This is a genomic window from Amycolatopsis sacchari (genome assembly GCF_900114035.1).
GTDB classification, from domain to species: Bacteria; Actinomycetota; Actinomycetes; order Mycobacteriales; family Pseudonocardiaceae; genus Amycolatopsis_E; species Amycolatopsis_E sacchari.
Window position 1 is genome coordinate 29,730 of sequence record NZ_FORP01000004.1, and the last position, 13,378, is coordinate 43,107.

The 13,378-nt window shown below is 71.7% G+C and carries 13 protein-coding genes; 5 read left to right on the forward strand and 8 right to left on the reverse strand.

Features of this window, described 5'->3' with window-relative positions:
- The first annotated feature begins 11 nt into the window (after positions 1–11).
- Entirely contained in the window at positions 12–839 is an 828-nt protein-coding gene (locus BMZ92_RS08715) for an oxygenase MpaB family protein (RefSeq protein WP_091505253.1), read from the forward strand.
- 3 nt (positions 840–842) lie between these two features.
- On the opposite strand, the gene BMZ92_RS08720 is transcribed toward BMZ92_RS08715, so the two are convergent.
- A complete protein-coding gene (locus tag BMZ92_RS08720) occupies positions 843–1,286 on the reverse strand; it encodes a hypothetical protein (RefSeq protein ID WP_091505254.1) in 444 nt (147 codons plus the stop codon).
- A 122-nt stretch (positions 1,287–1,408) separates the two neighbouring features.
- Here BMZ92_RS08720 and BMZ92_RS08725 point away from each other — a divergent pair, with 122 nt between their 5' ends.
- Entirely contained in the window at positions 1,409–2,134 is a 726-nt protein-coding gene (locus BMZ92_RS08725) for a GAF and ANTAR domain-containing protein (RefSeq protein ID WP_091505607.1), read from the forward strand.
- Positions 2,135–2,145: 11 nt separating this feature from the next.
- Here BMZ92_RS08725 and BMZ92_RS08730 read toward each other — a convergent pair whose 3' ends face one another.
- A complete protein-coding gene (locus tag BMZ92_RS08730) occupies positions 2,146–2,553 on the reverse strand; it encodes a MarR family winged helix-turn-helix transcriptional regulator (protein ID WP_245782985.1) in 408 nt (135 codons plus the stop codon).
- Positions 2,554–2,697: 144 nt separating this feature from the next.
- Here BMZ92_RS08730 and BMZ92_RS08735 point away from each other — a divergent pair, with 144 nt between their 5' ends.
- Positions 2,698–3,255, forward strand: coding sequence for a YceI family protein (locus tag BMZ92_RS08735; protein WP_091505256.1), 558 nt, complete (start codon positions 2,698–2,700; stop codon positions 3,253–3,255).
- Between the two features lie 66 nt (positions 3,256–3,321).
- On the opposite strand, the gene BMZ92_RS08740 is transcribed toward BMZ92_RS08735, so the two are convergent.
- The 4 genes from BMZ92_RS08740 to BMZ92_RS08755 form a co-directional block, all read right to left on the reverse strand.
- Positions 3,322–4,134, reverse strand: a complete 813-nt coding sequence (locus BMZ92_RS08740) for an FAD binding domain-containing protein (RefSeq protein WP_091505257.1) — start codon at positions 4,132–4,134, stop codon at positions 3,322–3,324.
- The gene (locus tag BMZ92_RS08745) at positions 4,131–4,601 is read right to left on the reverse strand and encodes a (2Fe-2S)-binding protein (protein ID WP_091505258.1); all 471 of its coding nucleotides are present in this window, start codon (positions 4,599–4,601) and stop codon (positions 4,131–4,133) included. Before BMZ92_RS08745 ends, BMZ92_RS08740 begins: the two co-directional genes overlap by 4 nt.
- Positions 4,598–6,856, reverse strand: coding sequence for a xanthine dehydrogenase family protein molybdopterin-binding subunit (locus BMZ92_RS08750; RefSeq protein WP_091505259.1), 2,259 nt, complete (start codon positions 6,854–6,856; stop codon positions 4,598–4,600). The genes BMZ92_RS08745 and BMZ92_RS08750 overlap by 4 nt, the downstream gene beginning before the upstream one ends.
- A gap of 110 nt (positions 6,857–6,966) precedes the next feature.
- Entirely contained in the window at positions 6,967–7,725 is a 759-nt protein-coding gene (locus BMZ92_RS08755) for a sulfite exporter TauE/SafE family protein (protein ID WP_091505260.1), read from the reverse strand.
- 804 nt (positions 7,726–8,529) lie between these two features.
- On the opposite strand from BMZ92_RS08755, the gene BMZ92_RS08760 reads away from it, so the two are divergent.
- Both BMZ92_RS08760 and BMZ92_RS08765 read left to right on the forward strand, forming a co-directional pair.
- A complete protein-coding gene (locus BMZ92_RS08760) occupies positions 8,530–9,345 on the forward strand; it encodes a glycoside hydrolase family 16 protein (protein WP_245782964.1) in 816 nt (271 codons plus the stop codon).
- A gap of 74 nt (positions 9,346–9,419) precedes the next feature.
- Positions 9,420–10,295, forward strand: coding sequence for an LLM class F420-dependent oxidoreductase (locus BMZ92_RS08765; RefSeq protein WP_091505262.1), 876 nt, complete (start codon positions 9,420–9,422; stop codon positions 10,293–10,295).
- Here BMZ92_RS08765 and BMZ92_RS08770 read toward each other — a convergent pair.
- On the reverse strand, positions 10,256–11,692 hold the full coding sequence (locus BMZ92_RS08770; RefSeq protein WP_091505609.1) for an ATP-binding protein: 1,437 nt from the start codon (positions 11,690–11,692) through the stop codon (positions 10,256–10,258). The genes BMZ92_RS08765 and BMZ92_RS08770 overlap by 40 nt on opposite strands.
- A gap of 8 nt (positions 11,693–11,700) precedes the next feature.
- Positions 11,701–13,356: an NAD(P)/FAD-dependent oxidoreductase gene (locus BMZ92_RS08775; RefSeq protein ID WP_091505263.1), complete on the reverse strand. Its 1,656-nt coding sequence runs from the start codon at positions 13,354–13,356 to the stop codon at positions 11,701–11,703.
- Between the last annotated feature and the right edge of the window lie 22 nt (positions 13,357–13,378).

Below are 13,378 nucleotides of genomic sequence, written 5' to 3' on the forward strand. Positions count from 1 at the left end.
CGGGCGCGGGCGTGGACCCCGGCATCGTCCGCGGCACCCCGGCCTGGCGGTACTTCGGGGACTTCCGCGGCATCCTGCTCGCCGGTTCGACGCTCGTGCTGCAGACCGCGCACCCGGTGGTGGCCGCCGGGGTGCGCGACCACTCCGACTACACGCGCGACCCGTGGACCCGCCTGATGCGGACGGCCGCCTCGCTGTCGATCTACGTCTACGGCGGCCCCGAGGGCGCGGCGTTCGAGGCACGGCGCCTCCGCCGCCTGCACCGGGCGTTCACCGGGATCCGCGAGGACGGGAGGCGCTACTCGGCGCTGGACCCGCACGCCTACGCCTGGGTGCACGCGACCCTCGTCCAGCTGCCCGTGGACACGCAGGGTTTCTTCGGGCGCCCGCTCAGCGCCGCCGAGCTGGCGGAGTACTACGCGCAGATGCGCCGCGTCGGCCTGCTGCTCGGCGTCCGCGACCAGGACCTGCCACCGGACTGGCCCGCCTTCCGGGCCTACTACGACGACATGGTCGAGTCGTTGCGGCCGAACGACACCATCACGGCGCTGTTCGACACGATCCGCACCGTGCCCAAACCGGTCCGCCCGCTGCCGGACGCCGCGTGGCCCTGGCTGCGGGACCGGCAGGCCACGCTGCAGCTGTTCCTCATCGCCGCGACCCTGCCGCCCGTGTTCCGCGACCGGCTCGGCCTGGACTGGTCACCGGCACGCCGGCGGCGGTTCGACCGGTTCCGCCGCGCCGTGCGCCTCGTGGCCACCGCGGTGCCGCCGCCGCTGCGGGCCGCCCACATCCGGGCCGTGGCGCGGCTCAACGTCTGGTACCGGCAGCGGGCGTGAGGTTCAGTTCAGCGTGGGATTGGGCGGCAGGCACACGGCGAGCCGGGACCACGGCGGCGCCTGACGCGCGGCGGACGGCGAAGGCAGCGTCAGGTACGCCCAGACGCTCATGCCCTCCTCGCGGTACACCACGCCCCAGCCCGCCGAACCCTGCGGGCCGTGGCCGTCCATGAACCCGGGCCGGGTGGGCGGGACGAGCTGGGGCCCTTCCACGTCGATGCGCAGGTAGTGCGGGTCGGTGCCGCGGACGAGGCAGACCTCGATGGGGAACTTGTCGGCCTCCGGCGCGCCGCACAACTCGTCGACGAACGACAGGACGCTGACGACCGTCTGGGCCGCGCAGTCGAAGAGCAGCCCGCAGATGGCGTTGCGGAGCCGCCCGAGGTCGGCGAACCCTCGGACACGCCTCCACACGATCTGCTCTCCGCAGGGTCGTTCGAGCGACATGAGCGGTTCCTCCGCTGTCGGTCTCAACGGTCGGTCCCGGCGAGTACCCCGCGCGCCGCGGTTAAACCACACCTTCGGAGGTTGTGCTGGCGTCCCGTCCGCGCGTGGGCGAGACTGAGCCGATGACGGACCGGACAGCCCCGCCGAAGCAGCCGTCCGGCGACGATCTGACCCTCGCCGAACTCCTCGGTGACGTGGTGCGCACGCTCGAAGCCGAGCCCGATGTCGAAAGCACGGTCGAGCGCGTGGTGCACGCCGTCCTCGGTACCGTACCCGGCGTCGAGGAAGCCGGGGTGTCGCTACTGGAGCGGGACGACGTCAAATCGGTCGCGCCGAGCAGTTCCCTGGTGGCCCGGCTCGACCGACTGCAGCACGAGCTGCGGGAAGGGCCCTGCGTGGGCGCGGTGTTCGACGACCCGGTCTACCGCACCGACCAGATCGGCTCCGACACCCGCTGGCCCCGCTTCGGCGCCGCGGCCTTCGACCTGGGCATCCGCTCGATGCTCAGCGTCCGGCTGTTCACCACGTCGGCGAACCTGGGTGCGCTGAACCTCTACGCCACGCGCGAGAAGGCGTTCGACGCCGACGCCGCGCACCTGGCAGGGCTGTTCGCGGCACACGCGGCGGTGGCGCTGGCCGGGTCCCGGCGGCAGGAGCAGCTGCGGGAGGCGCTGCGCACCCGCGACGTGATCGCCACCGCGAAGGGCATCCTCATGCAACGCCACTCGATCGGGGAAGACGCGGCCTTCCACCTGCTGGTCCGCGTGTCGCAGCAGACGAACCGCAAGCTGCACGACGTGGCGGCGCTGCTGGTCCGCCAGGTTTCCGGCGGCGACGCCGGGGCCTGAGCGCGGTGCCCTCAGGCCGCCTCCTCCTCGGCGAGCCGGGCCAGCACCTGCTCCGAGATGGCCGCCAGCGCCTTGACCTGCTCCGGCGTGAGCGCGTCGAACACCAGGCGGCGCACGGTCTCCACGTGCCGGGGCGCGGCGTTCTCGATGGCCGCCCGGCCTTGCGGCGTGAGCACGATGAAGGCGCCCCTGGCGTCCGACGGGCACTCCTCGCGGGCGATGAGCCCCCGCTTCTGCATGCGCGCGAGGTGGTGCGACACCCGGCTCTTCTCCCACTCCAGCGCCCTGGCCAGCTCGAACACCCGCACCCGCTCCTCCGGCGTGTCGGTGAGCTGCACCAGCACGGCGAAGTCCGCGTGGGACAGCTCCGAGTCCGCCTGCAGCTGTTTGCTCAGCCGCGCGTTCAGCTGGGTCTGCATGGACACGTAGGAGCGCCAGGCGTGCTGCTCGGCGTCGGTCAGCCATCGGGTACCGGTCACGAGATCGAGTATAGCGGGAATAGTTGACGCGTCACCGAGGTTGGTCCACGCTGGATGACACATCATCAAACCGGAAGGAACGTCATGACCGCCCCGACGAACTACGCCCAGCTGACCGGCACCTACACCCTCGACCCCACGCACACCCGCATCGGGTTCGTCGCGCGGCACGCGATGGTGACGAAGGTCCGCGGCGCGTTCAACGAGTTCACCGGCACCGCCCGGATCGACGGGGAGAACCCGGAGAAGTCGAGCGCCACGGTGAGCATCAAGGCGAACAGCATCGACACCCGCAACGCCGACCGCGACGCCCACCTGCGCAGCAACGACTTCCTGCAGATGGACGAGCACCCGGAGATCACCTTCACCTCCACCGAGATCAAGCAGACCGGCGAGGACACCTTCGACGTCACCGGCGACCTGACGATCAAGGGCGTGACCAAGCAGGTGACCATCCCGTTCACCTACGAGGGCACCGCGCAGGACCCGTTCGGCAACACCCGCGTCGGCTTCGAGGGCTTGACGGTGATCAACCGCAAGGACTACGGCATCACCTGGAACGCCGCGCTCGAGACGGGCGGCGTGCTCGTGAGCGACAAGGTGACCCTGGAGTTCGAGGTCTCGGCCGTCAAGAACGCCTGACCTGCGGCCAGGACGGCGTGAAGAAGGCCCCCGCCGCGGCGGGGGCCTTCTCGCACGATGCGGGGACTACCCCGCGGCTGTGGTCAGCGCGCGCTTGGTGAGCACGCGCGCCAGGTGCTCGCGGAACTCCGCGCTCGCGTGCGGCTCCGACACCGGGCTGGTGCCCTCCGCCGCGACCGCGGCCGCGTCCTCGATCGACGCGCCCGAGGCCAGCGCCTGCTCCGTGGCACTCGCCCGCAGCGGCGTGCCGCCCATGTTGATCAGCCCGACCCTGCCGCCGACGACGGCGACGCCGACGATGGCCCAGTCGATGCTGCGGCGCGTGAACTTCTCGAAGCCCCAGCCCTGCCCGGTCTGCACCGGCACCCTGATCTCGGTGACCAGCTCGTCCGGCTCCAGCGGCGTGGTGAACGGGCCGAGGAAGAACTCCGCGGCCGGGATCTCCTTGCGCCCCTGCGGGCCCTGCACGACGAGCACGCCGTCGGACGCCAGCAGCGCCGCGGGCAGGTCGGCCGCCGCGTCGGCGTGCACCAGCGAGCCGCCGATGGTGCCGCGGTGGCGCACCTGCTGGTCGCCGATCGCGCCGGCCACGTGGGCCAGCAGCGGCGCGTGCTCACGCAGCACCGCGTCGGTGTGCAGGTCGTGGTAGCGCGACAGGGCACCGATCGCGACCGTGCCGTCCTCGACGCGCACGTACCGCAGCTCGTCGACCGGCGCGATGTCGACCAGCAGCTCCGGCGTGGCGAAGCGCAGTTTCATCAGCGGCAGCAGGGAATGCCCGCCCGCCAGGACCTTCGCGTCCTCGCCGTGCTCGCCGAGCACGCTCAGCGCTTCGTCCACAGTGGACACCCGGCGGTAGGTGAACGGGGCCGGGATCACCGGTCGACCTCCTGTCCGGACGCGTCGATCACCGCGTTGACGATGTTGTGGTAACCCGTGCAGCGGCACAGGTTGCCCTCCAGCCCCTCGCGCACCTCTTCACGCGTGGGCTTCGGGTTCTGCGCCAGCAGCGACACCGACGCCATGATCATGCCCGGCGTGCAGAAGCCGCACTGCAGCCCGTGCTGCTCGCGGAACGCCCGCTGCACGGGGTGCAGCTCGCCGTCACCGGAAGCCAGGCCTTCGACGGTGGTGACGCGGTGCCCGTCGGCCTGCGCCGCGAGCACCGTGCACGACTTCACCGCCTCGCCGTCGAGCAGCACCGTGCACGCCCCGCAGGACGTGGTGTCGCAGCCGATGTTCGTGCCCGTCAGCCCCGCCGTGTCGCGCAGGTAGTGCACGAGCAGCGTGCGGTCCTCGACCTCCTCGGCCACGGTGGAGCCGTTGACCTCGATGGAGACCTTCACTTCGCCTCACCCTTCACAGAAAGCGCTTCCCAGACCCGTTGCGGGGTCGTGGGCATGTCCAGGTGGCGCACGCCGAGGTGCGCCAGTGCGTCGACCACCGCGTTGTGCACCGCCGGGGTCGAGCCGATCGTCGCGGCCTCACCGATCCCCTTGACGCCCAAGGGGTTGCGGTCCGTCGGCGTGACCGAGTCGACCAGCTCGAAGTCCGGCAGCTCCGTCGCGGTGATGAACGAGTAGTCGGCCAGCGTGGCCGTGGTCGGGTTGCCGTCCTCGTCGTAGCTCATGACCTCCAGCAGCGCCTGCGCGATGCCCTGGCCGAGCCCGCCGTGCCGCTGCCCGCGGAACACCAGCGGGTTGACCACCGGGCCCGCGTCGTCCGCGGCGATGATCCGCTTCACCACGACCTTGCCGGTCTCGGTGTCCACCTCGACGACCGCGAGGTGCGCGCCGAACGGGAACGTCGGCGTGCCCTCGCCGAACCAGACGTCCGCCGACAGCGCGCCTTCCTCCGCGCGGGCCGCCAGCTGGACCCAGTCCACCGCACCGCTCGACGGCGCGCCCTTGACCCGCCACGCGCCCTCGTCCACGTCGAGCTCGAGGTCGTCCGGCGACGCTTCGAGCAGGTCCGCGGCGATCTCGCGCGCGTTGGCGATGACCTTGTCCGCGGCTTGGCGGATCGCCGAGCCGCCCAGCTGCAGCGAGCGCGAGCCGAACGTGCCGATGGCCCTGGGGATCTCGTCGGTGTCGCCGTGCTTGACGGTGATCCGGTCCATCGGGATGCCGAGCTGGTCGGACAGCAGCATCGCCAGCGACGTGTGCAGGCCCTGGCCGTGCGGGGAGCTGCCGGTGTACGCGGTCACCGTGCCGTCGGGGTTGATGTCGACGCGGCCACTTTCGCCACCGCCGTCGCCGCCGGTGATCTCGACGTAGCTCGCGATGCCCAGGCCCAGCGCGACCGGGTCACCGGCCTCGCGCCGCCGCCGCTGCTCGGCCCGCAGCTCCTCGTACCCGGCGGCCTCCAGCACCTTGTCCAGCGCCTTGGCGTACTCGCCGCTGTCGTAGTTCGCCCCGGACCTGGTGGTGAACGGGAACTCCTCCGGGCGGATGAAGTTGACCTTGCGCACCTGCGCGGGGTCCATCCCGATCTCGGCGGCGAACAGGTCCATCGCCCGCTCGACCGCGGCGGTCGCCTCGGGGCGGCCGGCCCCGCGGTAGGCGGCGACCGGGGTGGTGTTGGTGACGACGCCGCGGCTGCGCGTCTCCACCTTCGGGAAGTGGTAGACGCCCGAGGCCATCAGCTCCGTCAGCGTCGGCAGGAACAGCGTGCGCGGGTAGGCGCCCGCGTCCTGCACCACGTCGAGGCGGAACACCTCGACGGTGCCGTCGCGGCGGCCGCCGATGGTGACGGTGTTCTGCTGCGCGCGGCCGTGCGTCATCGAGGTGAAGTTCTCGCTGCGCGATTCCGTCCACCGCACCGGCCTGCCGCTGCGGCGCGCGGCCCAGCCCAGCACGATCGGCTCGGGGTCGGAGCCGATCTTGGCGCCGAAGCCGCCGCCCACGTCGGGCGCGATCACGCGCACCTGCTCCTCGGGCACGCCGAGACCGGCCGCGATGGCGCCGCGGCCCAGCTGCGCGTTCTGCGTCGACAGCCAGACCGTGAGCCTGCCGTCCTCGCCCCACACGCACGACGCGCCGCGCACCTCCAGCGGCGCGGGGGCGACGCGCTGGTTCACGATCGTCTGCGTCACCACGACTTCGCAGCCGGCGAAGCTGTCCTCCGGGAACTCCTCGATCCCGTGGACCTGCATGACGTTGCCGCCGGACTCGGGGAACAGCACGGTTTCGCCCGACAGCGCCGCGTCGATGCTCGCCACCGCGTCCAGCGGGTCGTAGTCCACGTCGACGAGCTCGGCCGCGTCGGCGAGCTGGTAGCGCTGCTCGGTGAGCACCAGCGCCACCGGTTCGCCGACGTAGCGCACGACGTCCGACGCGAGCCACGGCTCGGTGACCGGTCCCGCCTGCCGCGGCGCCAGGTCCAGGTCGGCCGCGGTGTAGACGGCGACCACGCCGGGCGCGGCGAGGGCGGCGGAGGTGTCGATCGACGTGATCCGCGCGTGGGCGATGGGGCTTCGTACGAACGTCGCGAACACGGCACCCGTGAGCGCCGGTTCACGCAGGTCGTCGACGTACGTGCCACCCGTGGTGATGAGCTTCTGGTCCTCGATCCGGACCACTCTGGTCCCGACAATGCTCAACTCTGGGCCTCCAACTGATGGGTACGTCCGAGATCATGCCTCACCGGTGGCCCAACTTCCCAGCACCCGCCCCGTGTTCCGCCTTGTCTTCCGCAGCGCGGAAACCGCCTTTACGCGGCGAAGGCCTGCCAGGCAAGGGTTCCGGCGAGGCCCAGGCCGGCCAGCCCGATCCCGATCCGCAGCGGGGTCGCGGGCAGCCGCCGCACGACCGCCGGGCCGACCCACGACCCGAGCACGGAGCCGAGGCACAGCGCGACGACGGAGGGCCAGTCCACTTCGCCGGTGAACGCGAAGACCACGGCGGCGATGAGGTTGGCCGCACCGGTGGCGATGTTCTTGGCGGCGTTGGAGCGGGCGAGCGACTGCGCCCACACCGTCGACAGCAGCGCGAGCATCAGAACTCCCGCCGCCGCACCGAAGTAACCGCCGTAGATGGCGACGGCGAACGCGGCGGCTCCCGTGACGGGGCCGAGGCCGGAGGAGTTCGCGCTCACCTTCCGCAGTTTGGGTGCGACGAACAGCAGGATCGACGCACCCGCGATGAGGAAGGGGACGATGAAGGTGAACGTGTCGGACGGGGTCCACAGCAGGAGGGCGGCGCCGAGCGCGCCCCCGGCGGCGGTGATGGAGCACAGCACCTTCAGCCGGCCGCGCTGCCCGGCGAGCTCCGGCCGCGAGCCCGCGGCGGCGCCGATGGTCGTGCCGAGCATCGCGACGGTGTTGGTGACGTTGGCCGAAACCGGCGACAACCCGACGGCGAGCAGTGCCGGGTAGGACACGAGGGACGCCAGCCCGGCGATGGACCCGGTGAGGCCGGCCCCCACGCCGGCGGCGAACAGGAACAGCAGTGCCAGGGGGTCGAAGCTCACGACGAGGCATTATCTCCGGCGCAGCGCCCGGGAGCGGCGGTGGGAGGCGGAGGGGAGACGGGGCTCACGGGAGGTGGGGGGCGGTGGTGGGTGGGGCGGTTGGGCGGCGGCTGCGGTGGGGGCGGCGGCTGGGGTGGGGGCGGCGGCTGGGGTTGGCGGGGGTTTGGGGTGGCTGGGCCGGAGGGTGGGGGCGGCTGGCGTTTGGGCGGGGACCGGGCGGGTTCGACGGCGGGGCGGCTGGGCCTGGGGTGCGGGGGCGGCGGCTTCGGCCGGTGGCAGGGCGGTTGGGGCGGAGAGTGCGGAAACGGCTGGGGTTTGGGCGGGGAGCCAGGCGGGCTCGGCGGTAGGGCGGCTGGGTCTGGGGTGCGGGGGCGGCTGAGGTTGGGGGCGCGGGGTGCCGGGTGGATTCAGGGGCTGGTGGGTTCGATGGTGGCGGATTCGGCCGGTGGCGGGGCCTGCCGGGGGTCGGGGGCGCCAGGCGGCTCCCCTCAAAACTGGCCCCCCGGATTCGGCACGGCCTCCGCGCCGAATCCGGTTCGCCGCGTCCGGCCCGCCATCCTTGCCGGAATCGAGCCGCCACGCCCGACTCGACGGCGGCGGCCGAACCCAGTTCTGCGCACCGGCCGAACCCAGTTCTACCGAGCCCCACGGCTTTCCCCTCCCCGCGCAGGGCGCTGCGCCGTTCGGGGCACGGACGTCCGATGTCGGAAAATACCTACCCAAGTCTCTTGAAGGTCTGGACCACTGCGCCCATACTTTGTTCCCGCTCACAACAAACGAGCCGACCGAGAGGCAGTGATGTCGATGAAGACTCGCACCCGCCTGTCCCGCCTCCTGCGGCTGAGCGTGCCCGCGCTCGCCGTCGCCGCCGTACTGGTGGCACCGGGGAACGCCAGCGCAGCCACGGTGTTCAACGACGACTTCGACGGCCCCGCCGGAGCCGCCGCCGACGCCTCGAAGTGGACCAACGAGACCGGCGACAACGTCAACAACCACGAGCTGCAGTGGTACACCCCGGGCGCGCAGAACGCCGCGCTCGACGGGCAGGGCCACCTCGTGATCACCGCGCGCCAGGAGGGCGGCCACAACTGCTGGTACGGCTCGTGCACCTACACCTCCGCGCGGCTGAACACCGCGGGCAAGTTCACCCAGACCTACGGCCACTTCGAGGCCCGCATGAAACTGCCGCGCGGGCAGGGCATGTGGCCCGCGTTCTGGGCGCTGGGCAACGACATCGGCAGCAACGGCTGGCCCAACTGCGGCGAGATCGACTTCATGGAGAACGTCGGGTTCGAGCCCAACACCGTGCACGGCACCATCCACGGCCCCGGCTACTCGGGCTCCGGCGGCATCGGCGCGGCCTACAGCGGGCCGAACTTCTCCGACGGTTTCCACACCTTCGCCGTGGACTGGGCGCCGAACAGCATCAAGTGGTACGTCGACGGGAACCTGTACCAGACCCGCACGCCCGCCGACCTCGGCGGCAACCGGTGGGTCTTCGACCACCCGTTCTTCATCATCCTCAACCTCGCCGTCGGCGGCTACTGGCCCGGCAACCCCGATGGCAGCACACAGTTCCCGCAGCAACTGGTCGTCGACTACGTGCGCGTGACGGCCTGACCCACCAGATCCCCGGGCGCCACCCGGCGCCCGGGGACTGGCCTCCAGCAGTAGAACGTGTTCTAATTCCAGGCATGCGCCACGGCATCGTGCTGTTCACCAGCGACCGCGGGATCTCCCCCGCCGACGCGGCGCGAGCCGCCGAGCGGGCCGGGTTCTCCTCCTTCGCCGTCCCCGAGCACACCCACATCCCCGTGCGGCGCCAGGCCGCCCACCCCCGTACCGGCGACGCCTCCCTGCCCGACGACCGCTACCTGCGCACGCTCGACCCGTGGGTGGCGCTCGCGACCGCCGCCTCGGTCACCGAGCGGATCCGGCTGTCCACCGCCGTCGCGCTACCCGTCGAGCACGACCCGATCACCCTCGCGAAGACGATCGCCTCACTCGACCACCTCTCCGGCGGCCGCGTCACGCTCGGCGTCGGCTTCGGCTGGAACACCGACGAACTGGCCGACCACGGCGTGCCCGCGAACCGGCGCCGCACCGCGCTGCGCGAGTACCTCGAGGCGATGCGTGCACTGTGGACGGACGAAGAGGCTTCCTACGCCGGGGAATTCGTCGAGTTCGGGCCCAGCTGGGCGTACCCGAAACCGGCCGGGGCGGTACCGGTCGTCGTCGGCGCGGCGGGTACCGAGAAGACGTTCCGCTGGCTCGCCCGGTCCGCCGACGGCTGGCTCACCACGCCCATGGAAGCCGGCCTGGACGACAAAATCGCGTTGCTGCACCGGATCTGGCAGGAGGCGGGACGCGCGGGCTCACCGGAAATCGTGGTGCTGGCCGGAAAACCGGAGCCGGGACTACTGGAGCGGTACGAGGAACTGGGCGTGACGGAAGTCCTCTTCGGACTTCCCGACCGGTCCGCCGAGGAGGTCACCGCCTACCTCGGCAGACTGGCCGGGAAGCTCGGCATTCACTCCGAAGCCTGCTCCGTGACCGGCAGCAGCGTCTGAAACCGCGTGTCCCCCGGCACCGACTTCACGCGCAGGTCCCCGTGGTGACGCTCCACCACGATGCGCCACGAGATGTCCAGCCCCAGCCCGGTGCCCTCGCCGACCGCCTTCGTCGTGAAGAACGGCTCGAAGATCCGCTGCCGGTTCTCCTCGGGCACGCCGGGGCCGGTGTCGCCGATCTCGACGCACACCTGGTCCTCGACCAGCGCCGTGTGGACGGTCAGCGTGCCGCTGCCGCCCATCGCGCCGAGCGCGTTGTCGATCAGGTTGGTCCACACCTGGTTCAGCTCGCCGGGGTAGGCGGGGATCCGCGGCAGGGTGCGGTCGTAGTCCTTGACGACCTTCACCCCCGGCCCGATCTTGCTGCCCAGCATGACGAGGGTCGAGTCGAGCCCGTCGTGCACGTCGATCCACTGGTGCGGCGCGCGGTCCATCTGCGAGTACTGCTTCGCCGCGCCGACGAGCGCCGAGATGCGGGTGGTCGAGTCCTCGATCTCGCCCATCAGCATCTCGGTCTCCAGCGCGTACGCCAGCCAGCGCACGGCGCTGTCGATCAGCTCGTCACCGACCGAGTCCAGCACGTCGTCGAGGCTCGCGGCGCTCAGCCCGGCGCTGACGAAGATCGGCGCGAGGTCCCAGCCCTGCTCCAGCCCGTGGTCCTCCAGCCAGTCACCGATCTCGTCCTCGCGGTCGGCCTGCTGCATCGCGGTGAGCGGCGGCGCCGACGCGACCTGCTTGACCAGCTGCTCCTGCACGTCGATCAGCTGCTCGAGCAGGTTGGGGTCGATGTCCTTCTTCGCCAGGATCGCCAGCTTGTGCCGCATGCCGGCGACGCGTTCCCGCAGGGAGGCGGTCGCCCGCACCGCCGCGGCGGCCGGGTTGTTCAGCTCGTGCATGAGCCCAGCGGACACCTGCCCCAGCGCCAGCAGGCGCCGCCGCCTGCCGATCAGCGCGTCGGCGTTGCGCCAGCCGAGGTAGGAACCCTCCAGCAGGTGCGTGGCCATCGGGAACCAGCGGCGGAACTGCTCGGCGAACTCCCGCGCGGGCAGGGTCAGGAACGTCAGGTCGCTCAACGCGTACACCGAGGCGCCGTAGTTCTGCTGGTCCTGCCCGTAGAAGAACATCGTGGCCCCGCAGTAGGCGCCACGCTGGTCGGACCGGGTGGTCTCGACCTCGCCGCCGGAGTCCTGCTTGGTCATCCGCAGCGCACCCGAGAGCAGCACGTAGAAGCACGTCGCCGGGTCGCCCTCGCTGATCACCTTGACGCCGCCCTCGTAGTGCTCCACGGAGGCGTGCTCCAGGATCCAGTCCAGCTGGGCGTCGGACAGGCTGGTGAACAGGAACAGCTCCCGCAGGAACTCACGGGTCAGTTCGGGTTCGGGCGCGGGTTCGATCATCGGCTCGCTCACTGCTGCTCCAGGTACCGGTGCACGAGGGTGACCGCCATGGCGCCCTCACCGACGGCGGAGGCGACGCGCTTCACCGACTGCGAGCGTACGTCGCCCGCGACGAACACCCCCGGGATCGACGACTCCAGGTGGTGCGGATCGCGGTCGAGCGGCCAGCCCGGCGGCCGCTGCCCGTCCACGAGCAGGTCGGGCCCCGTGCACACGAACCCGTGCGCGTCCCGCACCACGTCGTCGCCGAGCCACTCGGTGCGCGGCGCCGCGCCGATGAACACGAACAGGTGCCCCGCCTCGACGGTCTCCTGCACGCCGTGCCGGTCGCACAGCGTCAGCTTCTCCAGGTGCTCGTCCCCGTGCGCGCGCACGACCGTGGTGTGGGTGCGCACGTGGATGTTGTCGATCTGCTCGATCTGCTCGATGAGGTAGTGCGACATCGACGCCTGCAGCGACTCGCCGCGCACCAGGATCGTGACGTCCTTGGCGTAGCGGGAGAAGAACACCGCCGCCTGCCCCGCGGAGTTCGCGCCGCCCACGATGTAGACGTGCTGGTCGGTGCACTCCCCCGCCTCGGTGGCGGCGGAACCGTAGTACACGCCGCGCCCGGTCAGGTCCGCGCAGCCCTCGGCCTCCAGCTCGCGGTACGACACGCCCGTCGCGAGCACCACCGAGTGCGCGGCCAGCTCCGTGCCGTCACCGAACTTGATCACGCGCGCGGAGCCGCGGGCCTCCAGCCCGACGACGTCGCGGGCCGTGAGCACCTCGGCGCCGAACTTCTGGGCCTGGCGGCGGGCGCGGTCGGTCAGCTGCGCGCCGGACACGCCGTCCGGGAAGCCGAGGTAGTTCTCGATGCGGGAACTCTGCCCGGCCTGGCCACCGGTCGCCTTGCGCTCGACCAGCACCGTGCGCAGGCCTTCCGACGCCCCGTACACCGCCGCGCCGAGGCCCGCGGGACCGCCGCCGACGACGATGAGGTCGTAGAACTCCTCCGCCGGACGGGTGGACAGGCCGACGGCGTTGGCGATCTCCTCGCCGGCCGGCTTGCGCAGCACCTCCCCCTCAGGGGTGACCAGCACCGGGATGTCGTCGGCGGTCGCGCCCGCCGCCTCCAGCAGGCGGGCACCCTCCGGCTCGTCGACGGAGTACCAGCGGTAGGGCACGGAGTTGCGGGCGAGGAAGTCGCGGACCCGGTACGAGGGCGCTGACCAGCGGTGACCGATCACCTTGGTCTCCTCGACCGGCCGGTCCCCGGCCGCCCGCCACGCCTCCACGAGCGCGTCGACCACCGGGTAGAGCTTCTCCTCCGGCGGGTCCCACGGCTTGAGCAGGTAGTGGTCGACGTCCACGACGTTGATCGCCTGGATCGCGGCGTCGGTGTCGGCGTAGGCGGTCAGCAGCGCGCGGCGCGCGTGCGGGAACAGGTCCATGGCCTGTTCCAGGAAGGAGATGCCGTCCATGTTCGGCATCCGGTAGTCGGCGAGGATCGCGGCGACCGCGTCCCCCCGCAGCTTGATCTCACGCAGGGCGTCGAGCGCGTCGGCACCGGAGCCGGCGCGGACCACGCGGTAGTCCTGGCCGTAGCGACGGCGGAGGTCACGCGCGACCGAGCGGGACACGGCGGGGTCGTCGTCGACCGTCATCAGGATGGGCTGGCTCACGGGAAAACCCTACGGGGCGCGG